This is a genomic window from Catellatospora sichuanensis, assembly GCF_007483665.1.
Lineage (GTDB): Bacteria > Actinomycetota > Actinomycetes > Mycobacteriales > Micromonosporaceae > Catellatospora > Catellatospora sichuanensis.
In genome coordinates this window covers 64,654-89,353 of sequence record NZ_VIQO01000047.1, presented here as the reverse complement: position 1 = coordinate 89,353, position 24,700 = coordinate 64,654, and the positions used below count along the sequence as shown (strand labels likewise).

12 protein-coding genes are annotated in these 24,700 nt (G+C 69.3%); 6 read left to right on the top strand and 6 right to left on the bottom strand.

Annotated elements, in window-relative coordinates:
* The first annotated feature begins 131 nt into the window (after positions 1 to 131).
* The gene (locus FLL47_RS40405) at positions 132 to 443 is read left to right on the top strand and encodes a hypothetical protein (protein WP_144127975.1); all 312 of its coding nucleotides are present in this window, start codon (positions 132 to 134) and stop codon (positions 441 to 443) included.
* A gap of 763 nt (positions 444 to 1,206) precedes the next feature.
* Entirely contained in the window at positions 1,207 to 5,616 is a 4,410-nt protein-coding gene (locus tag FLL47_RS40400) for an NB-ARC domain-containing protein (RefSeq protein ID WP_186316218.1), read from the top strand.
* A 1,223-nt stretch (positions 5,617 to 6,839) separates the two neighbouring features.
* Here FLL47_RS40400 and FLL47_RS40395 read toward each other — a convergent pair.
* Both FLL47_RS40395 and FLL47_RS40390 read right to left on the bottom strand, forming a co-directional pair.
* Positions 6,840 to 7,172: a hypothetical protein gene (locus tag FLL47_RS40395; RefSeq protein ID WP_144127973.1), complete on the bottom strand. Its 333-nt coding sequence runs from the start codon at positions 7,170 to 7,172 to the stop codon at positions 6,840 to 6,842.
* A gap of 320 nt (positions 7,173 to 7,492) precedes the next feature.
* Entirely contained in the window at positions 7,493 to 10,165 is a 2,673-nt protein-coding gene (locus tag FLL47_RS40390) for a helix-turn-helix transcriptional regulator (RefSeq protein WP_222106419.1), read from the bottom strand.
* A gap of 257 nt (positions 10,166 to 10,422) precedes the next feature.
* Between FLL47_RS40390 and FLL47_RS40385 the strand changes: the two genes are divergently transcribed.
* Entirely contained in the window at positions 10,423 to 13,914 is a 3,492-nt protein-coding gene (locus FLL47_RS40385; RefSeq protein ID WP_222106421.1) for a M28 family peptidase, read from the top strand.
* A 152-nt stretch (positions 13,915 to 14,066) separates the two neighbouring features.
* Here the strand turns inward: FLL47_RS40385 and FLL47_RS40380 are convergent, their stop codons facing one another.
* The 4 genes from FLL47_RS40380 to FLL47_RS40365 form a co-directional block, all read right to left on the bottom strand.
* Positions 14,067 to 15,398, bottom strand: coding sequence for a site-specific integrase (locus FLL47_RS40380; protein ID WP_144127971.1), 1,332 nt, complete (start codon positions 15,396 to 15,398; stop codon positions 14,067 to 14,069).
* A gap of 956 nt (positions 15,399 to 16,354) precedes the next feature.
* Complete coding sequence (locus tag FLL47_RS40375) at positions 16,355 to 16,681, bottom strand: helix-turn-helix domain-containing protein (protein WP_027343943.1); 327 nt, start codon at positions 16,679 to 16,681, stop codon at positions 16,355 to 16,357.
* Entirely contained in the window at positions 16,678 to 17,796 is a 1,119-nt protein-coding gene (locus tag FLL47_RS40370) for a tyrosine-type recombinase/integrase (RefSeq protein ID WP_027343944.1), read from the bottom strand. The genes FLL47_RS40375 and FLL47_RS40370 overlap by 4 nt, the downstream gene beginning before the upstream one ends.
* A 74-nt stretch (positions 17,797 to 17,870) precedes the next feature.
* Positions 17,871 to 18,851 (bottom strand): ATP-dependent DNA ligase, encoded by a 981-nt coding sequence (locus FLL47_RS40365; protein ID WP_186316217.1) that lies wholly within the window; start codon positions 18,849 to 18,851, stop codon positions 17,871 to 17,873.
* A gap of 294 nt (positions 18,852 to 19,145) precedes the next feature.
* On the opposite strand from FLL47_RS40365, the gene FLL47_RS40360 reads away from it, so the two are divergent.
* From FLL47_RS40360 to FLL47_RS40350, 3 genes are read left to right on the top strand one after another with little or no spacing between them, the layout of a single operon-like run.
* Positions 19,146 to 19,826 (top strand): hypothetical protein, encoded by a 681-nt coding sequence (locus FLL47_RS40360; protein WP_144127969.1) that lies wholly within the window; start codon positions 19,146 to 19,148, stop codon positions 19,824 to 19,826.
* On the top strand, positions 19,823 to 21,349 hold the full coding sequence (locus FLL47_RS40355; RefSeq protein ID WP_144127968.1) for a DNA polymerase Y family protein: 1,527 nt from the start codon (positions 19,823 to 19,825) through the stop codon (positions 21,347 to 21,349). The genes FLL47_RS40360 and FLL47_RS40355 overlap by 4 nt, the downstream gene beginning before the upstream one ends.
* 9 nt (positions 21,350 to 21,358) lie before the next feature.
* Positions 21,359 to 24,685, top strand: a complete 3,327-nt coding sequence (locus FLL47_RS40350; RefSeq protein ID WP_144127967.1) for an error-prone DNA polymerase — start codon at positions 21,359 to 21,361, stop codon at positions 24,683 to 24,685.
* The last annotated feature ends 15 nt before the right edge of the window (positions 24,686 to 24,700 follow it).

The window sequence follows — 24,700 nt, the reverse complement described above, 5'->3', positions numbered from 1 at the left end:
ACAACGCCAACCGTCTACATTCCACCCTCGGATACCGCACACCCACCGAGGTCCGCCTCGGGTATCGTCACGACCACGCCCTCGCAGCGTGAGAACCCCGGTGTCCGGTCCTGGGGTGGAAGCTCAGGGTGATGAACGACCTTCTGCTCGCCTGCCAGATCATCGCCGGTCCGGGCCCATGCACCGTGGCCGTCATCGCGCCCACCACTGGACGGCTCGTAGCAGACGACCCGTTCCCGCACTTGTTCAACCTGGGAGGGCTGCGACACCGCATTGACATCGTTGCCCTCGGCCGTCCCGGTGTCACCGAGCGGTTCCTGTACCACATACCTGGCGGGCAAGTCGCCACGCTTCTTGCTGACCAGACAGACGAGTCGGACATGCCAGCGGCGCGGGTGCGCATCTTCGCGGCCGACCCAAGTGGATCAGCGCGACGTCCGTGATCCGTCCGGCGCCGCGGGCGGTGATGCAGCCCGTCTCAGATCAATGGATGTCGACCGGGTGGAGGTTCCGCGCTGCCGAGGTTGCAGCGCGGAACCTCCACCCGGTCATAGGCTGAACCAGACAGTAGCGTCGGTCCGGCTAGACCCGTGTCGCAGTGATGCGCAAACGTGGTCGCAGCGATGTCACGTTGCATGACCAGCGATGTTGGGTGACGCGACGGGACACTGGTGGCCCAGGAGCCCACCCAACGCCAGTTACGCATCAGCCAATGAGGCCATGTTGGGCTGAGGCTGGTACGCGACGCGGCGAATCGCGATCTTGAATGTCGGGCCGTGGTCGCCTCCACGAGGCAATCCAGCTGGCACGCGCATCATCCTCCAAGCGCCAAGGCAACGCCGATGGCTCCAACGCGCGAGCACCTGCCGTCGGTAGACGCAGCGAGAGCAGCGACCGTTATGGAGTCGTTATCTAGTCGCGCTGGAGCGGTTCCCGGTGCCGTCGGACCTAAGCATGGTCCAACGGTGGCACGGCTGCAGCGCTGCGGCCCAGCCAGGATCTTGTTGCGGTCTCCAGTGAGCAACACCGTGCATCAGGTCTGCCTGCGAGCGTCGATGGCGATCGCCGAATCACGGGCGGGAGGGATGACATCGCACTGGCGGTCAATCGATGCCGGACACCTGGATGGTAGTGGGTGGATGTGTATTGGGATTGGATGGAAGCTTTCCCGTGGGGAGGCTTGCAGTGGGTCGCTGGTGGCGGATAGTGCTGCTGCTCGGGACAACGGTGGCAGCGTTCGCGACGCTGACCGCGGTGGCAGCGGCGGTCAATGCCGCAACTGGAGGGGACGTTGATGGTCTTCCATGGTTCGAAGACTCGGTGGAGCGGCATCCGTGGCCGTGGGTGGCCGGATTAACGACGGTGGCCGCGATCGCCAGCTTGTGGACGTGGCGCGTGCAGCAGGCGTATGAGCGGCGGCTGGCGGAGCTGGTGCCTGTGCCGCAGCGTCTGGAGCGGTGGGTTGTGGACCGCCCAAAGCAGGTGGACCAGATTGTGCGGGCGCTGCGCAAGCACCGGGGCGCCGGGTCGGTGGGGATCACCACCGCCGTCCACGGTGCGGGCGGGTTTGGCAAGACGACGGTGGCGCGGCTGGTGCGCTCCGACAAGCGGGTGCTTCGCCGGTTCGGCCGCCGGGTGTACTGGGTGACGCTGGGTCGAGACGTGCACGGGACCGCGCTGGTAGAGAAGATCAACGACATGGTGCGCCGCATCGACCCAGCTCGGGCGCAGCAGTTCACGGACGTGCGACAGGCGGCCGAGCATCTGGCGTCTATCCTTGGTTCTGGTCCACGCCGTCTAATGATCGTCGATGACGTGTGGTTCGAGGACCAGGTGCTGGCGTTCCCGGTTGCTGGCCGATCCCGTCGCCTGGTAACGACCCGGAGACCTGCGCTGGTCGCGTCCGAAGCAGTGCCTGTCCAAGTCGATCAGATGTCGAATGAGCAGGCGCATGACGTACTGACCCACGACCTGCAGGGCCTGCCGCCTACAGTGGTCGCAGAACTGCTGCAGGAGACCGGCCGGTGGCCGCTGCTGCTGCGACTGGTGAACCGGATCCTGCGAGACCAGGCCCTGACCGAGGCCGACGTAGCCAAGGTCGCGCAGGAGCTTCTGGTTCAACTACGGGGCAGCAAGCTAGTCGCCGACGATTACACAGGCATGGCGTCTGCGCAGCTCGACGTAAGCGACCCCGAGCAGCGCGACAAGGCTGTCGCAGCTACGATTGAGGCGAGCACGGGTCTGCTCACCGCGCAGCAGTATGAGCGGCTCGCCGAGCTGGCGGTGTTCGTCGAGGATGAGGTCATCCCGGTGCCGTTGGTGGCGGCGCTGTGGCAGCGCACCGGCGGCATGACGCTGCTGGACACGCGGGCGCTGTGTGCGCGGTTGGCGAGTCTGGCGCTGCTAGCCCCGAAGTCCGACAGCGGGGGCGGTGCCGTAGGGCTACATGACGTCATCCGCGACTATCTTTTGCACCGGCTGGGCCGGGAGAAGGTCGTTCACCTACACGGACAGTTGCTTGACGCAGCAGGCGCAGGGCTAGCCCGGGAGGCCGCTCCCTGGGATTACGAGCGCGGCGAGGACGTGGCGTGGTGGCAACTCGGCGACGGGGACCGGTACCTGCGCGAGCATCTGATCGAGCACCTCCTCGGCGCCGGACGTGCCGAGGAGGCGGAGCGGCTGGCCTGCGACCTGCGCTGGGTGCAGCACCGGCTCCTCGAAGACAACGGTCCGCTAGGGCCATACTCCGATCTGTGCCGGGTCGACACGCCGCTGGCGGCACGGTTGGGTAGCTTGTTCGCGCAGTTCAGCCACCTGCTCAACCCGACGGAGCCATTGCAGGCCCGTCGGTTCATCCTCTACGACCGGGTCCGGCAGGACCCCCACTGGGCACCTCAAGCCGAGGTGTTGGCCGCGGTTAGTTCCGGAGCCGCCCTCACCAGCGTGTGGCCGCTGCCTGACATGCCAGACCCCGCCTTGCGCCGGGTTATTGAAGGACATGACCAGTGGGTGCTGTCGGTGGCCGTGTCGCCGGACGGGTCTTGGCTGGCCACCGGCAGCGACGACCGCACGGTGCGGATATGGGATGTGGCCACCGGTCGGCAACGCATCATCCTGCGGGGCCACACCGGCACGGTGCGGTCGGTGGCGGTATCGCCGGACGGGTCGTGGGTGGCCGCTGGCAGCGACGACCGGACGGTGCGCATATGGGATGCGGCCAGTGGTCGCCACCACACCGTCCTGCGAGGCCACACGGGTGCAGTCAACGCGGTGGCGGTGTCGCCGGACGGATCATGGCTAGCCACCGGCAGCGACGACGGGACGGTACGGGTTTGGGATGCTGCTAGCGGTCGGCACCACCGCACCATTTTGCGAGGTCACATTGGCGCGGTGCTTGCGGTGGCGGTGTCTCCAGACGGGTCTTGGCTTGCCACCGGAGGCAGTGACGGGACGGTGCGGGTCTGGGACGAGGCCAGTGGGCGGCACCGCTCGATCTTTCGGGGCCACACCAGTGCGGTGAACGCCGTTGCGGTGTCTCCTGACGGTTCTTGGCTTGCCACTGGCAGCAGCGACCGCACAGTACGAATCTGGGACGCGGCCACATGCAAGCAACGAAGGTCGCTCGAAGGCCACATTGGCACGGTGCTCGCGGTGGCGGTGTCACCGGACGGGTCTCGGCTGGCCACTGGGGGCAGTGACGGGACGGTGCGGGTGTGGGACGCGACCACCGGCCGGCACCGCACCATCCTTCGGGGCCATGCCGGCGCGGTGAACGGAATCGTGGTGTCACCGGACGGCTCTTGGCTGGCCACCGGCGGCAGCGACCGGACGGCGCGGGTCTGGGGGGTGTCATCAGGCAGGCGCGCCAATCTACAAGGTCACACCGACTGGGTGCGGGTGGTGGCGGTGTCGCCGGACAGCTCTTGGCTGGTCACCGGCGGCACCGACGGGACGGCGCAGGTCTGGGACGCGGCCACCGGAGATCACCGCACGACCCTCGAAGGCCACGTAGGCGCAGTCCTTGCAGTGGCGGTATCTCCGGACGGGGCATGGCTTGCCACCGGCAGCAGCGACCAGACGGTGCAGATCTGGGACGCGGTCACCGGCCGGCACCGCATCAGCCTTGAAGGCCACGCCGGCGCGGTCAACGCCGTAGCGGTGGCCCCCGACGGTTCATGGCTTGCCACCGGCAGCGACGACTGGACGGTGCAGATCTGGGACGCGGTCACCGGCCAGCACCGCATCAGCCTTGAAGGCCACGCCGGCGCGGTCAACGCCGTAGCGGTGGCCCCCGACGGCTCTTGGCTGGTCACCGGCAGCAGCGACCGGACTGTACGCATCTGGGACGCGGCCAGTGGTAGGCGCCTCGAAATCCTGCGAGGCCATACTGGTGCGGTGAATGCAGTGGCGGTGTCACCGGACGGTGTTTGGCTGGCCGCAGGTGGCGCCGACCGGACTGTGCGCATCTGGGATGCGGCCATAGGCGTACACCGCATCATCTTGCGAGGCCATACCGACGCTGTGAGTGCGGTAACGATCGCACCGGACGGGTCTTGGCTGGCCACCGGAAGCAGAGACGGGACAGTGCGGTTCTGGGACGCGGTCAGTGGTGGGCGCCGCACCATTCTGCGAGGCCACACCGACACTGTGAACGCGGTGGCCATATCCCCGGACGGTGATTGGCTGGTCTCCAGCAGCGGCGACCGGACGGTACAAGTTTGGGATGCAGCCAGTGGTCGGCGCCGCGCTACCCTGCGGGGCCATACAGGTGCGGTGAATGCGGTGGCGGTGGTGCCGGACGGGTCGTGGCTGGCGACTGGCAGCGACGACCGGACAGTACAGATCTGGGACGCTACGACCGGCAAGCACCGCACCACACTCGAAGGCCATACCGGCGCGGTGAATGCGGTGGCGGTGTGGCCTGACAGGTCATTGCTGGCGAGCGGCGGCAGCGACGGACTGGTGCGGCTCTGGGACGCCACTAGCGGCGGCCAGCGCAACATGCTGCGAGGTCACACTGGCGCGGTGCTTGCACTGGTGGTGGCACCGGACGGGTCCTGGCTGGCCAGCAGCAGCACCGACGGCACCGTGCGGATCTGGGATGTGGCCAGTGGCCGCCACAGCACCATGCTGCGTGACCACACCGGCTGGGTTAGCGCGGTGGCGGTCTCGCCGGACGGGTCCTGGCTGGCGACTGGCAGCAGCGATGGGACGGTGCGGATCTGGGATGCGGCCACCCGCGGGCACCGCACCATCCTGCGAAGCCATGCCGCTGCCGTGAATGCGGTGGCGGTCTCGCCGGACGGGTCCTGGCTGGCCACCGGCAGCAGCGACGGGACGGTGCAGGTCTGGGACGCGGCCACCGGCAAGCACCGTGCCACATTCGTAGGCCACGCTGGCGCCGTGAATGCGGTGGCGGTCTCGCCGGACGGATCCTGGCTGGCCACCTGCACCGAAGACCGGACGGTGCGGATATGGGAGGTGTCAACCGGTCGGCGTATCGCCATGACCAGGCTCCACGGAACCGTGTTGGCTGCCGCTTGGAACCGTGCCAGCAGCGGCCTTGCCGTCGGTGGAAGCCATGGCGTGTATGGCTTCGGCTTCCGCGCGGGCTAAGCGCTGCGGTTGTTCTTGAGCTGACTCCTAGAGATGTCCATGATCATGCAACCGGGTTCATCGGCGTCGTAGGGTCGTGCAACGTCAAGACCAGGCTCGAACCTCGTCGGTCGTGAACGTGAACGGAAGGCATCAGACGACACATGCCAGCACCTAGCCCGCCGTCCAATCATGCAGGGCAACGTCGGCCGGGCGCAGATCCAGCCGGACAGCTGGCGGAGCGTATATATTCGGAATCTGCGGTATTCCCTCGGCCTGCGCGCACAGGTCGCCCTCGCCTGGCTCACTCACGCCGCCTACGGCACCGGCGCGAACAGGCTGGCGCAGAGGCTCAGCGCGGCGTTCACTAGATGGGATATCTGCCGCTGGTATTCCAGGTCCCGTCCCGACCTCCGGCGTAAGGCTCACCTGCTTGATGCCCGGTCGCGAGATCGTGAGGAGTGCCCTGCTACGGCGGCCCGGGATCAGCGCCGCTATGACCTCCTGAAGACTGGACACAACGCGCCCTTTCGCCATCCACATGAGCGGACCGTGCTGGCGTCTGCGAGACCCGCGCTGCCGACGATAAAACCCGTGAGCACCGGGCGTCTCCGGATGCTGGGAATTGCGGTTGCGGTGGCCGGCGGGTAAGGCTTGCCGTCGCCAGAGCGCAGGCCGTGGCGTCCGCCGACGAGCAGCGGTCGGTCCTCGTCCGAGGACGACTTCACCCGGTTGCATATCGTGTCGAACTTGTGTCGGTCTCGGGCGAGGAAGGCGAAGCTTTGTTCAAGAGCCAACACGCTGCCGTCCTGAACGCCTCTGTCGGGCAGCGGCCAACGTGTATGCATCCGAGAATGCGGCCGGGTCAGTATGGTTGAGCAGCCTGGAGGCGCTGACATCGCCGCGAGCGGGACGATCATCACCACGGAGCCAAGGTCGCTGCCGGTGCGAGAGCGGACAGGGTGGTCATGTCCGGGCCCACCCAGTTGCCGGGCTCCTGGCTGTCGGCGGAGCTGGCACTCCGATCGGGTGCTTCCACGGAAGCACGCCGCCGCCGCGGCCGTAACTGTCGCGGCACGCCTGCCGGACGGGCGCGCCCGGCGGTGGCGCGATAGCCTTTGCCCTGGCTACCTGCATTGGAGGCACCCGAGCGGTCGGCTCGGCGCGCCGGTGGCGCACCCGGTGGCCGAGCCGGTCTAGGTTTCGGTCCATCGGGGCGGGCGGGCGGGCGGCGGTTCCGCCGATCAGTGCAGCGCCTCGAGGTCGTCGCCCGGGTGGTGGTAAACCGTTGCCGATGTTGGACGCGATGGCTTCGCGTACCCAGTCCGGGTCGCGGTGTCGTCGGCCGCCGACATCCACTGGGCGATGACGTCGACGCCCTCGGTGGGGCAACCCTGCGCCTGGCCGGGCAAGGCGACCGCGATCCACACGTCTTCGCCGAGCAGCTGCACGGTTTCCGGATGGCGCGCGGATTTTCGGCTCGGCGCCGATGCTGGAACTGTCGCCCAGGTCGTCGGCGTCGATGCCGTAGGCCGTTCCAGGTCGTGCATCCCGGCCAGGCCCGCCGTCAGGACCATCGCATGGTCGGGGTGCTGCTGGGCGGGGGTGAGCCGGCCCTCGACGAGGCTGCCGAACTCGGCCCACGCCGCTTGCGTGGCGTCGACACCATGTCGCGCAGCGTCGACCAGTCCATCCCGGCAGCCAGGCCGTCGACGACCACTGTCCAGCACCGGTGGCGGCCGCCCTTGCGCACAGTGTCGGCCTGCACGCGGCGTCGCGCGGTTGCCCTGCCGGGCTGCCGCCGCGGTGCCGACCAGCGCCGCGGTGAACGTGGCGGGGTGTGCGTGTCCCGGATCGGACGCGGGTTCCTCTGGGAGCCGTTGCGATAGGTCGTTATTTATGTGCCGGGGATGACAGCGTGTGCGAGTTGGATGCGCGAGTGGAGGCCGAGTTTCCGGTAGACGCGGGTGAGGTTCGCTTCGACTGTTTTGACGCTGATGGTGAGGGCTGTGGCGATGTCGCGGTTGCTCGCTCCGCTGGCGGCGAGCTCCGCGCAGCGCTGTTCGGCGGTGGTGAGGCGCGGGAGCGTGTCGCGGTGCGTGCGGGCGGGGTCCAGCCGGTGGAGGGTGCGGGTGGCGGCTTCGATCCAGGGGTGTGCCTGGTGCGTGCTGAAGAGGTCGGCGGCGCTCTGCGCCGCGGTGCGGGCGCTGGCGCGTCGGCGTCCGCGTCGTTCGGTGTGGCTGAGGGCCAGGAGGGTTCGACCGTGTTCGATGGGCAGGTGGCGGAGGTGGTCGGCTGCTGCGGTGAGGAGGTCGGCGGCCGCATCGTAGTTGCCCAGGGTGGCTTCCAGGAGTGCCTGGGAGCGGTCGAGCACGGGGAGGACGCAGCTTCTATCTAGATCAGTCGCGGTGCGACGGGTATCGGTCAGCAGTTTGCGGGCTTGGTCGAGGTAGCCGAGGGAGATGAGGGCTTGGGCGAGGTCGGCGTGCCAGCGCAGGACGGACGGGTCGCGGACCTGCTGGCGCTTCTCAAGCGTACGGACCTCTTCCAGCGCCTCCAGGGCTTCTTTCGGACGCCCGGTGACCAGGAGAAGATGTCCGAGGACGAAGAGGTTTCGGGAGAGGAAGACTTTGTTGTCCTCCCGGCGGGAGGTGTCCGCCCCGCGGCGTGCGTGAGCGAGGGCGGAGTCGGTGCACGAGGCGGTGCCCTCGACCAGGGCGGAGGTGTAGCACGTTGGTGCGGGGTCCAAGGCGGCTCTGTCGGTAAGCGACAGGGCGCGGCCGGCGTAGTCGAGGGCCAGTCCGCACCGTCCGGCGCGGATCTCGACTTCGGCGAGGCTGCGCAGGACATCCACGGTGGCTTCGGCGTCTCCGGTCCGCTCGGCTTCGACGAGCAGAGGCAGCAGTGCGCTGCGGGCTTCGTCCAGACGGTCGTCGAAGATGGCGTGCCGGGCGGAGAGCTGTTCGGGCCTGGCGTTGACGGGGATGTGAGTGCTGCGTGGCAGGGACAGGGCGTGGCCGAGCGTGGTCTCGGCTTGGGGGCGGCCGAGGATGCGTTGGATGCGGGCCTGCATCGTGAGGGCCATGGCGGTGGTGGCGGTGTCGCCAGCGCTCCGGGCGAGGCTGGCGGCCCGGGCAGCCTGGGCGCACGCCCGGTCGGGATCGCCGTTGACGTTGGCCCAGATCGCCTGGCGGATGAGGATCTGCGCGGTCAGGTCCGGATGTCCGGCCGCTTCGTGAAGTGCGTCGGCGAACAGCTTGTCGCCGTTGTGCAGGTGCTGTCCGCCTGAGTCGATCAGGGAGATGAGGGCGTTGACGCGGTTGGCGGGGCTGCTGTCGTGGTGCAGGACGAGGCGGACGGCGGCCTGGCCGCGGGGCAGGTCGCCGTTGTGGGCGGCGTCGCGTACGGCGGTCAGCGCCCGTTCGGTGAGCAGGTCGGCGTCGGTCTCCGGGGTACGTTCGGCGGCGAGGAGGGAGAGTTCGGCCGCTAGTGCGGGTTCTCCGCGCAGCCGGGCGCGGGCGGCGGCGCGGGCGGCGCGGTCGGCCGACTGCGGGTCGTTGGTGTCGGCCGCCAGCGTGGTGTGACGGTCGCGGCGGATGCTGTCGCGGCTGGCTTCGGCCAGGCGGGTGTGCAGGAGCCTGCGTGTGGCGACCGGCGGTCGGGCCGCGAGTTCGGCACCGATCGCGGAGGCGGCGAACCGGATCTTCCCGTCGGCCGGCCCGATGTTGATCAGTCCGGCTGCCTCGGCCTCTGCGAGAAGGTTGTCGGCGGGCGGGCCGGCGAGGCGGCTCAGCAGTTCGCGGTCGGGCCGGTCGTCGAGTGCGGCGACCGTCAACAGTTCCTGAACTTCGGCCGACACAGTGCCCAGCCATTCGTTCACCAGTCGGCGGGCGGCCGGCGGCAGGACCAGGTCGTCTACGAGACCCTGAGCGGCCGGCAGGTCGGTGGCGCGGCTGCGGGCCCCGGCGAATGCGAGGGCTAGGGCCGGGTTCCCTCCGCTGCGGATGTGGGTCTGCGTGACCTCGTAGGGGGTTAGCCGGTACGGCGACAGCAGGGTTGCGACCTGATCGGGTGTCAGCGCCGGGATGCGTACCGCACAGGGGTCCTCGCCGCACCAGTGGCCTTCGCTCCCCGGGCGCCAGATTCGCTCTGCGGCTATGACGGGAAGGTCGGGAGCCAGGCGCAGTGCCCAACGCAAGACGGCCGCGCTGGCCGTATCCAGCCACTGGGCGTTGTCCACCACCAGTGTCAGAGGCGGGGTGTCCAGCAGCAGGGTGGCGGTCAACCGGCGCAGCCGTAGAGCGGTCCCGGCGGGATCGGCAGAGCCCGGCACTCCGACGGCCTTGTCGATTCCGGTCGCGAGTTCCCGCGCGGCCGGCAGCGGTTGGAGGGCCAGTGCGAGTTCGAGCAGTCCGGTGTAGGGGACCTGGGCGTCCTGTGGGCTCGGAGCCAGCCTTAGGACAGGCATGCCCAGCTGCTGCCCGAGTACACCGGCCGCAGCGGTCTTGCCGATCCCGGGCGGACCGAACAGCACCACCCGACGGGCGCCGCGCACGACGCCCGGTACCACCGGCAGCATGGTGCCGGTGGCCCCCTGATGCGCATTCACTGCCGTCGCAGAATCTGGCACCGGATCATAGTGCGCCCGACGGTCCTTCGCGCACCAGAGCAAGGGGTTGCCCTGATTTCGGCCAGCCTCCGCCGTTCCTAGTGTCATCGCCAAAGCCGAGCTGTCACCGGTTGCCGGAGATCCCATCAACACGGGCCCTGCTGCCACACCCCTCAACCCATCTCGGCGGGAGGATTGCGATGTATCGAAGAACTGCCATGGCGGCCGCTGTCGCGGTTGCGCTTACCCTGGGCACCGTGACCGGGGTGGCCACCCAGTCGACCGCAGCCACCCCGCCCCCTACACCCACGGTTGCACAGAGCCCGCTGTCGCTGGCGATCTCTGCAGCCGACCGCGCTGCCGACGGCGGTCACGACGCGCTGGCGAAAGGCCCCTTCGAGCAGTACGACCGTCGCATGGTGATCCCGTGGGTGGACGGCCTGTTCTCCATTGCCTACGAGCGCACCTACCGGGGCCTGCCGGTGGTCGGCGGCGACGCCGCCGTACTCGCCGACGGCCGGGGCGCCATCCGGGCGATCTCGGCCGCCACCAAGACGAAGATCAACGTCTCCGTCGTGCCGACGGTCGCCGCCGACCGCGCCGAGCAGACCGCCAAGGGCCTGCTCACCAAGGTCGACCAGGTCGAGTCACGCACCCTCGTGGTGCACGTCAAGGACAGCACCGCGCGACTCGCGTGGGAGGTCGTCGTCGCCGGGCGCACCGCCTCGGCCCCCAGCCACCTGCATGTCTTCGTGGACGCGCGCAACGGCCAGGTGCTGGCCAAGCAGGAGGACGCCGCGGCCGGTTCCGGCACCGGCAAGTGGAACGGGCCCAGCCCGTTGTCGATCACCACGTCGCAGTCGGGCAGCACGTACTACCTGCGCGACACCACGCGCACCGGCCTGAACTGCCAGGACTACAGCACCAGCACCGTCTTCTCCGGCGCGGACGACAGCTGGGGCAACGGGGTGGGCACCAGCAAGGAGACCGGCTGCGTCGACGCGGTGTACTCGGCGCAGAAGGAATGGGACATGCTGTCGGCCTGGCTGGGCCGCAACGGGCACAACGGCAACGGTGGCAGCTGGCCGATCAAGGTCGGCCTGAACGAGCAGAACGCCTACTGGGACGGCTCGACGATCACGATCGGCAAGAACTCGGCAGGCAACTGGATCTCATCGATGGATGTGGTGGGTCACGAGTTCGGCCATGGCATGGACCAGAACACCCCCGGCGGCACCAGCTCCGAAGCCGGCCTCGGCGAAGCCACCGGCGACATCTTCGGCGCCCTGACCGAGGCATACGCCAACCAGTCCAGCGCCTACGACGAACCCGACTACCTGGTCGGTGAGGAGATCGACATCGTCGGCGACGGCCCGATCCGCAACATGTACAACCCCTCGCTGGTCGGCGGCCACCCGAACTGCTACTCCTCGTCGATCCCGAACACGGAGGTACACGCGGCCGCAGGTCCGCTCAACCACTGGTTCTACCTGCTCGCCGAGGGCAGCGCGCCGGGCGGCGGCAAGCCGAACAGCCCCATCTGCTCGGGCGGCCCGTCGTCGGTCACCGGCGTGGGCATCCAGTCCGCCGGAAAGATCTTCTACGGCGGCATGCTGCTGAAGACCTCCGGCATGACCCACAAGAAGTACCGCACCGCGACCCTGACCGCCGCGAAGAACCTGGACTCCTCGTGCGTCCTGTTCAATCGGACCAAGGACGCGTGGAACGCGGTCGCGGTCCCGGCCCAGACCGGTGACCCGACCTGCACCGGTTCCAGCACCGACTTCTCCGTCTCGGTCAGCCCCACCTCGGGCAGCGTCAACGCGGGCTCCTCGGTCACCGCGACGGTCAACACCGCGACCGTCTCCGGCAGCGCCCAGACCGTGTCGCTGACCTCCTCGGGTGCCCCGTCGGGGGTCACCGTGTCGTTCAGCCCGACGTCGGTGACGTCGGGCAACAGCTCCACGATGACGGTGGCGACCACGTCCAGTGCGGCTGCGGGCACGTACACCATCACCGTGACCGGCGCCGGTTCGATCACCCACACCGCGCAGTACACGCTCACGGTCAACGGCGGCACCCCCGGTGGCACCGCGCCGGACATCGACGTCGCCAACGTGCAGGCGCACCTGACACAGCTCAGCACCATCGCCACCAACAACGGCGGCACCCGCCGCTCGACCGGCCAGGGCTACCTGCAGTCGGTGGCGTACGTCAAGGGCAAGCTGCAGGCCGCCGGCTTCACCGTCACCGAGCAGCCCTGCACCTCCGGCTGCACCAGCGGTGCAGGCCCGAACCTGATCGCCGAGTGGCCGGGCGGTAACGCGAGCAACGTCTACATGTTCGGCGCCCACCTGGACGGCGTCTCGGTCGGTCCGGGCATCAACGACAACGGCTCCGGCTCGGCGGCGCTGCTCGAGGTCGCCCTCGCGCTGGCCGCGCAGAACCCGACCATGCTGAACAAGGTCCGCTTCGGCTGGTGGACCGACGAGGAACAGGGCCTCAACGGCTCCAAGTTCTACGTCAACTCGCTGACCAGTACCCAGCGAACGGCGATCAAGGCCTACTACAACTTCGACATGATCGCGTCGAAGAACGGCGGCTACTTCATCAACAACATCACCTCGACCGCGTCGCAGCCGATGAAGGCGTACTGGGACTCCCTCAGCCTGCAGCCGGAGGAGAACGTCGAGGGCCAGGGCCGTTCCGACGACTACTCGTTCCAGAACGCGGGCATCCCGACCTCCGGTTACGCGATGGGCGCCAGCGCCACCAAGACGTCGGCCCAGGCGTCGAAGTGGGGCGGCACGGCCGGTCAGTCCTACGACTCCTGCTACCACTCCTCGTGCGACACTCTCAGCAACATCGACGCCACCGCGCTGAACCGGGCTGCCGACGGCATCGCCTACACGCTGTGGAACCGGGCGGTCGGCACCTCGACGCCGACCAACGACTTCTCGATCTCGGCCAGCCCCGCGTCGGGCACCGTGAACGCGGGGTCCAGCACCACGACCACCGTCGGCACCGCCACCACCTCGGGCAGCGCCCAGACGGTTACCCTGACCGCCAGCGGCGCCCCCACGGGCGTAACGGTCTCGTTCAGCCCGTCGTCGGTCACCTCCGGCAGCTCGTCGACCGCCACCATCGCGGTCGGCTCGTCGGTGGCCGGCGGCACCTACACCATCACCATCACCGGCGCGGGTTCGGTGTCGCACAGCACCACGTACACGCTGACCGTGACCGGCGGGCCGGGCGGCTGCACCGCCGCCCAGCTGATCCTCAACGGCGGGTTCGAAAGCGGCACCTCGCCGTGGACCGGCTCCACCGGCGCGATCGGCACCTCTATCGGGCAGGTGCCGCGCAGCGGCACCCGGTACGCGTGGCTCGGCGGATACGGCTACACCGCGACCGAGGCCATCAGCCAGACCGTCACCATCCCGTCGGGCTGCACCAGTGCGGTACTGACCTACTGGCTGCACATCGACACGAACGAGTACGGGGCGGTCGCCTACGACACGTTCACCATCAAAGCCCGCGCCACCACCCTGGTGACGCTGTCCAACGTGAACGCGGCGGCGGGCTACACCCAGCGCACCATCAACCTCGGCGCGTACGCCGGCCAGACGGTCACGCTGACCTTCACCGGCACCGAGGACGCCTACCTGCAGACCAGCTTCGTGCTGGACGACGTGACCCTGCAGGTCGGCTAAGTTCAACGGCAGGGTGGGGCGCTCGCCCCGCCCTGCCGCCTGTCCCGTTCCTCTGGTCACTGGTCCTCGGCCTGCAGCAGACGCCCGTGCGGCCCGGTGCGGGTCGTCAGCGGTCAACACACCACGGCTCGAGCCGGTTGTGTGGGAGGTGGTCATCGCTGTGACCGGCTCGCGGCCGACGCAGCGCGTTCGCCGACGAAGGGGAGCCAGTCCCGCCTGGCGTAGCGCGTCCATCTGATCGCAGCCGTGATGCTGATCCCGAGGATCTTGCTCAATACCGGCGCGGGCAGGTCCTCAGCCAAGCTGATCAGTGCGGAGTTGCGCGCACGGCGAATTCGGATTCCGTGCTGGCGGAGTCTTTGGCACAGGGCGGCTGCCGAGATGGGCCGACCCGCCAGGCGACCGGGAAACAGCCACGGGGTGCCGGGCACAGCGCGCCCGACCAGCGACGAGGTGCGCGCTGCGGACGCGGCTTGCGTGATCAGGGCGGCGACGGCGGGCGGCAGCTGCGTACGATGTTCCTTGACCTGCAGGAAGTGCTTGCCGCCGCTGGTGGTGACATTGTCGGTGGTCAGGGTCGCGATGAACGTGACCGGCAAGCCGTAGATCAGCAGCAGCGACGCGGCCGTCCGGACGTCGACGGAGATCGTCGTGTCGTGCAGGAGGCGGTCGAGCAGCGCCCACCTCTGGTCTTCGGTCATGGACAGGTCGGGCCCAGACGGGGTGATCGCGGCGACGGACAGCTTCTGGGCCAGTCCTCTCCGGCTGGCCCATGTGAGGAAGTCGCCGAGAAGCCGCCGATTGAGGCCGCCGTCCTCTATCCATGTGTCGACGTGTGCCTGGCGAGCCCGCTCGAGGGTGAGGTCGGTCGTGTCGAGCCAACGCAGGAACGTCAGAGCTGTGGAGACTTTGAGGCGGGCGTTGCGGGCGCTGGCGGCGGTGAACCGGGTCCTGTCCGCGCGCAGCCTGGCACGCCTCAGTACCGACCAGTTGCCGTAGGCGCGCAACACCTGCCGGTGATGCGCGGGTGCGGTGGCCAGCGTCCGGCTCAGCCAGGGAGCCAGCCGCTCGAGTTGCTCGTCGCGGCGGGGCAGGACACCGGCGTGGACGAGCATCTCACGTAGTGCGGCAGCGGCTTGCTGCCGCGTTGCGGCATCGAGGGCCTCATGCGTGATAGCGCAACCGGATCGCACGAGGTCACGTAGCAGTGCCGCACTGCCGTCACCACGCTCGACCCATGCCAGCACCGAACGCGGCCGATGCGCTGCGGCAAGCGCCGCCAGCAGCGGCGTGAGCTCCGCCGGAACAGATCCGTCGGGCCTGCGGAACTGGTCTTCCAGCTTTGATCGCGCGACGCACCGGACGCATTCGCCGTGCCGGTATCGTTCCTCGGCTTGCCCGCAGGTACGGCATGTGTAGTCGATCGTGGTACCGGCGCACGGCCCGCACACGTCGCGGCCTCGGAAGTCGGCCGCGACGAGCACGCGTACTTTGCCGCAGGAAGGGCAAGGCGACGGGTTGGCGCGGGCGTGGCGGTAACAGTGGCGGCAGACCCCACCTATGGGCCAACGGGCGACGGGCTGGCAGCTTGTGCCGCACCGGGCACTTGGCGTGGCTCGTCTCGGCCGGCACGACACGCATAGCGGCCGCGCCGTGGCCACGAAGGCACAGGGTCGAAGCCGCTTGCAACCAGCACACTCCACCACGGGTTGCCGGTTGCAGCGCCGGCACAGGTCCGGGCCGCCGTCGCGACCGCGCACGGAAATCCGCCCCGTCCGGCCGCAGCGGCCGCAACGGCGCGGCTGCCGCCCGCCGCGCTCGTAGCAGGGCGGGCACAACGGCCCGTCCGGCCCGCGACGTGCGACCTTATCGACCCGCCCACACTCAGCACAGATGTGGACCGGCTTGCCATGGCACGTGCTGCACAGCGGCGACCCATCCGGAAGTCGACCGTTGACCCGCCGGGCTCGACCGCATCGCGAACACGGCTCGTGCCGACGCGGATCCCGGTCACGGCATGGATGGCACAGCGGACCTTCCGGCTCGATCACGGCTACGGGTCGGGTCTGCCCGCACCGCGCGCACGGGCGGGCCCGTGCCTTGGCCGCGCAGCTCTGGCACACGCGACCACGACCGCCGCGCCCAGGCAGATGCGTCCGCCGCAGGCCGCACTCGGCGCACACCGGCACCCGTACTGGATGGCCCTCGCCCTCCAGCAGCACCAGAAGCCGAAACGCGCCCGGTGGCGTGTCCGACGATGCCGACACCAGGACGTCGAGCCCGCGCTGCAGAAACGCGTCGAGCTCTCGTAGACCGCGGCGCTTGTCCGCGTTGGCCGCCGCGACCAGCCGGACGGCGTCAACCTGGGCCAGGCCGGGCAGGCAGGCACTGAGCCGGTCGAGCACCCGCTGGCGCATCGCGCCAACGAGTGCCTCCTTGGTCATTCGGCTGCCGGTCGACGAATGGCGGTCCGCCGCACTGGCGGCGGACCGGACCGGTCGACCTCGTCCACCGCCTTACGCACCGCAGCCTGCACCGGCTGCACTTCGATCAGGTCGTTGGGCGTGCAGCCGAGGATGTCGCACAACGCCGCCAGGGTGTCCATGCTGAGCCGCTGCGGAGGCTGGGTCACCAGCCGGAACACCTGCTCACGGGACAAGTCAACGCCGCGCTCGGCCAGCAGCGGCACCAGCTCCGTCGTGGCGTACATGCCCTTCTCCGCCATCCGCAGCCGCAGATGCCATGCGATGGCAAGTCCGCTGGTCACAACGCCTCCCACAGATTCGGTCCGCGTGTCTGCAGAGCACGGGTCAACAGCCGGTTGCGGTACTCGTCGGACACCCCGGTGTACAACGCGGTGGTGGAGGCGTAGGCGTGGCCGGCCTGCTCCTGCACGAACCGCTCGGGATACCCGAACTCGATCAAGTGCGTGACGTAGGAGTGCCGCAGGCAGTGCAGGTCCAGTGCCGGGTCCAGGCCGGCCGCCTCCCGGGCGGCGACGAACGCGTCGTTGAGGCTGCGCCACGACACCCGCTCATGGCGCTCGTTGACCCACAACGCGGCGTGGCCGGCAGGCTGGAACCTGGGCCGCACCTCGTCCAGCCACTGCTGCAGCACCGCGACGATCCAGTCCATCTCCGGCACCAGCAACACCGTGCGGCGCTTGGGCGGACTGCCCCGCGACGACTTGCCCCAGCGCACCAGCGCAGCGCCGAACTGGCCGAAGTCCGGCACCCGCGGATTGCGACGAAGATCGGCCAGATCCAGACCCCACGCCTCGCGGCGCCGAAGACCGAACGCATACACCGTCTTGAGCATCGCCGAGTCCCGCTGCGCAGCCAGGCCACCTTTGCGGCCCCGGGACCTGATCACCTCGACCCGCCCATCTGCGGCATCGAACAACGCCTGGACCTCGTCATAGGTCAGCGGGCGCCGACCCGGCCGGCCCTCGTACTCTGAGACGTGCGCGATGGTGTTCCACTCGCCCAGAACCTGCCGCGGAGCACGCCCGAACCGCTCCTCGCACAGCTGCTGCCACTCGTAGCGCGGATCGGTGACGTATTCCAAGAACAACTGGATGCCGTTGAGGTACGCCCTGGCCGTCGAGTACACGATTGGCTTCGGGCCACCCCGCAGGTGATCGACGAACGCCTCGACCTCTGCTGCGCTCCACTCCCACGGGTACTGATTGGCAAAACGCGACAGCCGCCTCACCAGGTCCACGCGTCGCCGGATGGTCTCCGCCTTCAAAAACCGCACCCGCTGCTGCCGTGACCAGCCCTCCAGCATGGCCTCCAGCACCGCCGGCGCCGGATCGAGAAAGACAACTCCCGATGACGGCAACAGATTGGGGGCGACGGTCGAGGCGGCCAGCTCCTTCATGGTTGCATTAAACACAACATTGCGTCGTTAGTGACGGTATGACCCATTCGAGCCAGGCTAGCGGCGCGCCATGGTCACTCGAGCGGCTGATCCCAGTCGTCACCCGCCATGCGAAGCAGTTGCATCGGAAGCAACTCCGCTCGTATACGTACGTAGCGGGTCAGGTGGCGGAACCGGCCGCGCTCCCGGGCGGAGTCTGCTTGGAGTTCAGCGACGAGGTCTGGGGCGAGCTGCACGTACCGCAGCGGTTCCGGGCTGTTGAAAATCCCCGTCCACGCTGCGGGCAGTGGCTGCGGCCAGGGATGGCGTTCGGGGTTGCAGAGGCTGCCCAGCTGCGGCAGGACGGCCAACTCCCGCTGCTGCGTGATGCTCAGCGGTGTCGTGCGTCCCATGTAACGCAGGCGCCCGCCGGCGTCATATCTGCCCAGCAGCAGGCTGGTAGGTCCGTTGCTGCCGGCGACGATCCCGCCTATGACGGCTTCGGTGGTGTCATACCGGCGTAGCTTGCGCCAGTCCCGGCGGCCGGGCCGGTAGACCCCGCCGAGGTCTTTGATCACCAGGCCTTCCACGCCGGCGACAGCCGTCTCTGTCAGCCACTGCTCGGCCTCACCGGGCTCGCCGGTCTGCGGGCACAAGCTGAACCAAGGACTCGAGCCCAGCACGTCGGCAAGCCGTGCGCGCCGCTCTGCCAGCGGTCGATTCAGCATCAGTTCGGTGCCGTCGTGCAGCAGGTCGAAGCAGGCCAACTGCGACGGGAACGCCCGGACGACTTGGCTCAGGCCCCGCCCGGCGGTCAGGCGCTTCTGAAGGCGGGTGAACGACGTCCTGCCTGCTGCGCCATCCCAGACGACCAGCTCACCGTCGATGACGCATCCCTGCGGTAGGCCGCGGGCCTCCGCGGCGAGCTCCGGGAAGTAGGGAGTCAGGTCTCGGCCCGCCCGAGAGTAGATCTTGGGATTGGCGCCGGCGAACAGGAGTCCCCGGAAGCCGTCCCACTTGAGTTCATAGGCCAGCCTCGGCCCGATCGGCATCGTCCGGACCGCAGCCGCGGACATCGGCTGCAGGGGAGGGCGTAGCAAGCCGCGCGGCACGTTCGACGATGGGGCACAGCTGGTCATGACGCCATCACGTTACGCCGAGTCAGCTGACCTGCAAATATTCGCCCCCAGAGTTCCCGCTGCCGGCCGCACGGCGCGCGTCGATCTCGGCCCCTGCCCCATCAGGTCCGCTAGGCGCGTTTGGCGCGACTTCTGCATGGCCGTGTCCGACTGCGAAGTTTGGTCACGTTCTGTGAATGCAACCCGCACGGGGTCCTTCGTTCGTTAGAACTTATGTTCTAAGGTGTGGGGGTGAAGACGGTGGCTGGCCTGGCGGAACTCGGCATACGCCCTGCCAGCGCGCTGTCCGCCGACCGCGACGGACACGCCGCCAACCGACTACCCGTCACCGCTACTCTGCGTGACATTCTGCCCGGTGGGCTGCCCCGCGGAAGCACCACAACCATCACCTCCGCAGGCAGCGGCGCATCGTCGCTGCTACTCGCCCTGCTGGCAGCCCCGACCAAGGCCGGCGCCTGGTGCGCGATCGTCGGCATGCCGACCCTTTCACTGGCCGCGGCCATGACCATCGGCGTCGACCTCGAACACATCGCGCTGATCCCCGACCCCGGCCCCGACCTCGCGACGGTAGTGGCGACACTGCTCGACGGCTTCGACCTCGTCGCCGTCGCGCCCGCCTCACCGCTGACAGCGGCGCTGTGCTCGCAGCTGTCTGCCCGCGCCCGAGCCACCGACGCGGCTCTGGTGTCGATGACGACATGGACCGGGGCGTCGATGACGCTGACCGCCGAAGGTGGAACCTGGTACGGCCGACGCCGGCTGCGCTGCCGCCAGCTGTCAGTGACGGTCACCGGCCGCGGCGGCGCAGGCCGACCCCGCCGCACACAGGTCTGGCTACCCGAAGACCTACAGTTCCAGGCCACGCTCCCCGCAGCCGACCAGCCACGCCGCCGCCTGCAGGTCGTCCGATGACCCACAACGCCGTACGCACGATGCTCGTCTGGTGCCCCGACTGGCCCGTGGCCGCAGCGGTCCTGGCCGGTGAAGCCGCACCCGACGCCGCGACCGCGGTCCTGCACGCCAACCGCGTCGTAGCCTGCTCACCGGCGGCCCGCGCCGCAGGCATCCGCCGCAACCTACGCAAACGCGACGCGCAGAGTCGCTGCCCCGACCTGACCGTTGTCGCCTACGACCAGGCCCGCGACGCAGTCATGTTCGAACCGGTCGTTGCAGCGATCGAAGAAGTCGCCGCCGGCGTCGCGATCGTCCGCCCCGGCTCCGCCGCGTTCGCCGCCCGCGGACCCGCCCGCTACTTCGGCAGCGAACACGCCGCCGCGGAACGGATCATCGAGCAGGTCGCCGTCGACGCCGGCGTCGAAGCCCAGATCGGCGTCGCCGACGGGATCTTCGCCGCCCTGCTGGCCGCACGCGCCGGCCACGTCATCCCCGACGGCGAAACCCCCGCGTACCTGGCAGCAATGCCGATCACCGCCATCGACCGCAGCCGTCTGGTCGACCTACTCCGCCGCATGGGCGTCACCACCCTCGGCGCGTTCGCCGCACTACCAGCCTCCCAAGTCCTCGACCGGTTCGGCATCGACGGCGCGATCGCCCACCGGCTCGCCGCCGGACGCGACGACCGGCCCCTGCACATCCGCCAACCCCCACCGGACCTGATCGCCGCCGAAACGTTCGACGACCCAATCGAACGCGTCGACGCCGGCGCGTTCGCCGCCCGCGCCCTCGCCGTACAGCTGCACGAGCGCCTCACCGGCCACGGCCTGGCCGCGACCCGCCTGGAAATCGTCGCGGTCACCGCCCAAGGACAAGAACTGTCCCGGCTGTGGCGCCACGACGGGCTGCTCACCGAACAAGCCATCGCAGACCGGACCAGATGGCAGCTCGACGGCTGGCTGACCCGCCGCAAACTCACCAGCGGCCTGATCGCGCTACGGCTCATCCCGCACGGCCTGGTCCGCCACGCCGGGCTGCAACCCGGCCTGTGGGGCGAAGCCGGCCCCGGCCGCGACCGCGCCCACCGGGCCCTGCACCGAGTCCAGGGCCTGCTCGGACCCGAAGCCGTGATGCTGCCCATCCCCGCCGGCGGCCGCGACCCCGAACAGATGGTCACCCTGCGCCCGTTCGGCGACGAACGCCAACCCGCCCGACCACCCGGCCCGTGGCCCGGCGCGCTCCTGGCCCCCTACCCGGCGGTCCATGGCCCTGCCGAACCTGTCCGGCTCGTCGACCGCACCGGCGCCGACATCGGCGTCGACGCCCGCCTGCAGATGTCAGCCTCCCCAGCCCGCATACAGCGCGGCAGGGGACAGGCCGCAGTTGTCGAATGGTTCGGCCCGTGGGCGGTGGCCGAACGGTGGTGGGACACCAACGACGCCCGACGCGCCGTCCGGCTGCAGGTGGTCCTCGACGACGGCGAAGCCGTGCAGCTCGGCCTGACCGCCGGCCGGTGGACGATCACCGGCCGGTTCGACTAGGGCCGCACCATGAGCCGATTCGACTCCCAAGCCGAGCTGAGCTGGGACCAGCTCCAGCAGCGGCTCGCCGGTCGGGTCATCGACCCCATCGGCGACGCCGACGGCGGCGACGGCCCCGGCTTCACCCGCAAGAAAACACCGTTCGTCGCCCCGACCCTGATCCGGCCGACGTCGACCGTCGCCTACGCCGAGCTGCACTGCCACAGCAACTTCAGCTTCCTCGACGGCGCTAGCTCACCCGAAGACCTGGTCACCGAAGCCGTCCGCCTCGGCCTGGACGCCCTGGCCATCACCGACCACGACGGGTTCTACGGCGCCGTCCAGTTCGCCGGCGCCGCCCGCGCCGTCGGCCTACCGACCGTCTACGGCGTCGAGGTGTCCCTGGACCTACCCGGCGCGCAGACCGGCGTACCCGACCCCGCCGGCCAGCACCTGCTCCTGCTCGCCCGCGGCCAGGAGGGCTACCACCGCCTGTCCGGGATGCTGTCGACCGCGCATCTGGCCGGCGGCGAGAAAGGCAAACCCGTCTACGACCTCGACGCCATGGCCGCAGGCCTCGCCGGACACGTCATCGCCCTGACCGGCTGCCGCAAAGGCGCCGTCCCCGCGGCGCTGCTCAGCCAGGGCCCCACCGCTGCCAGCCGGGAACTCGACCGCCTGACCGCGCTGTTCGGCCCGGACAACGTCGCCGTCGAGCTGATCGACCACGGCACCCCGCTCGACGGCGACCGCAACGACGCCCTGGCCGACCTCGCCGCCGCTGCGGGACTGCCGGTCGTGGCGACAGGCAACGTCCACTACGACGCCCCCGCCCGGGGCCGGCTCGCCGCGGTCATCGCCGCGGTCCGGGCCCGCACGTCCCTGGACGAGCTCGACCCGTACCTGCCCGCAGCCGCTACCGCCCACCTACGCGGTGGCGCCGAGCAGGCAGCCCGCTTCGTCGACTTCCCCACAGCGGTCGCGCACGCCGCAACCCTGGGACGCGAATGCGCCTTCGACCTGTCCCTGATCGCACCGGAGCTGCCGCCGTTCGACGTCCCCGCAGGTCACACCGAAGCCAGCTACCTGCGGCAGCTGACCTACGAAGGCGCCCAGCGCCGCTACGGCCCCCGCCAGGCGCACCCCGACGCGTGGGCGCAGATCGACCACGAACTCGCCATGATCGAAGACCTGAAGTTCCCCGGCTACTTCCTCGTCGTCTGGGACATCGTCCGGTTCTGCGCCTCAGCCGACATCTACTGCCAAGGCCGAGGCTCAGCCGCCAACAGCGCCGTCTGCTACGCCCTGCGGATCACCAACGTCGACCCCGTCGCCCAACGCCTGCTGTTCGAACGGTTCCTGGCCCCCGAACGCGACGGACCACCCGACATCGACGTCGACATCGAATCCGACCGCCGCGAAGAAGTCATCCAGTACGTCTACGACAAACACGGCCGCCGCAACTCCGCGCTGGTCGCTAACGTCATCACCTACCGGCCCCGCAGCGCCGTCCGCGACGTCGCCCGCGCATTCGGCTACTCCCCAGGCCAGCAAGACGCCTGGTCCAAACAGCTCGACCGGTGGTCCGACATCGCCGACGACGCCGTCGACGGCATCCCCATCCACGTCGTCACCTACGCGCGACAACTCCTGGAAGCACCACGCCACCTTGGCATCCACTCCGGCGGCATGGTCATCTGCCACCGCGAAGTCGCCGAAGTCTGCCCCATCGAACACGCCCGCATGGACAAACGCACCGTCCTGCAATGGGACAAAGACTCCGCCGCCGACGCCGGCCTGACCAAGTTCGACCTGCTCGGCCTGGGCATGCTCAGCGCCCTGCACTACGCGTTCGACTTCCTCGACCAGACCCTCGACCTCGGCGACCTCGACTGCAGCGACCCCGAGGTCTACGCCATGCTCTGCCGCGCCGACAGCGTAGGGGTCTTCCAAGTCGAATCCCGCGCCCAGATGTCGACCCTGCCCCGCCTCAAACCCCGCACGTTCTACGACCTCGTCGTCGAAGTCGGCCTCATCCGCCCCGGCCCCATCCAAGGCGGATCCGTCCACCCCTACATCCGCCGCCGCAACGGACTCGAACAGCCCACCTACGCTCACCCGCTCATGCGCAACAGCCTCGAGAAAACCCTCGGCGTGCCCCTATGGCAGGAACAGATGATGCAGCTCGCCGTCGACGTCGCCGGGTTCACCCCCGCCGAGGCCGACCAGCTGCGCCGCGCGATGGGCTCCAAACGCAGCGCCGCCAAGATGGACGCCCTCAAAGACCGCCTGTTCGCCGGCATGGCCGCCAACGGCATCACCGGCGCCACCGCCGACGACATCTTCCTCAAACTTGCGGCGTTCGCCAACTACGGCTTCCCCGAGTCACACGCGATGAGCTTCGCCTACCTCGTCTACGCCAGCGCCTGGCTAAAGCGCTACCACCCCGCCCCGTTCCTCGCCGCGCTGCTCAAAGCCCAACCGATGGGGTTCTACAACCCCCAAAGCCTCGTCGACGACGCCCGCCGCCACGGCGTCCAGGTCCGCCGGCCGTGCATCAACGCCAGCGGCGCCAAAGCGACCCTGGAAACCACCGCAGACACCCGCTGGGGATCGGCCCCCGGCGAGCAGCCCCACGAATGGGGCCTCGGCGGGCCCGTCGTACGCCTCGGCCTCGACCAGGTCGACACCATCTCCGAAGACACCGCCAAACGGATCATCGCCGCTCGAGACGCCGACGGACCGTTCACCAGCATGAGCGACCTCGCCCGACGCTGCGGCCTCACCGTCGGCCAACTCGAAGCGCTGGCCACCGCCGACGCGTTCGCCTCGCTCGCCCTCGGCCGCCGCGAAGCTCTGTGGGCCGCAGGCGCCGCCGTCCGCGACACCCCCGACCGGCTGCCCGGCACTGTCACCGGGATGCAGGCACCGACACTGCCCGGTATGACTGACGTCGACCTGCTCGTTGCCGACGTCGTAGCCACCGGCCTGTCCCCGGACAGCCACCCCATCCATCTCGTGCGCGGCCGCCTGGACACCGCTGGAGTGCTGCCGGTCGCCCACCTGGCTGGCGTGCCGGACAGGACGAGGGTGCACGTTGGCGGGCTGGTCACCCACAGGCAGCGGCCGGCGACCGCCCGCGGTGTCACGTTCCTCAGCCTTGAGGACGAGACCGGAATCCTCAATGTCGTGGTCTCTGAAGGCGCCTGGGCTAGGTTCGGCAAGATCGCAAAGTCGAGCCCAGCCCTGGTCATCCGGGGAACGCTGCAGTCGGCGTCGGGGGTGATCAACCTGGTCGCAGAGCACCTGAGTCCGCTTCCCATCGCGACAACGGTCGTCAGCAGGGACTTCCGCTGACGATTCGTGCGGCGG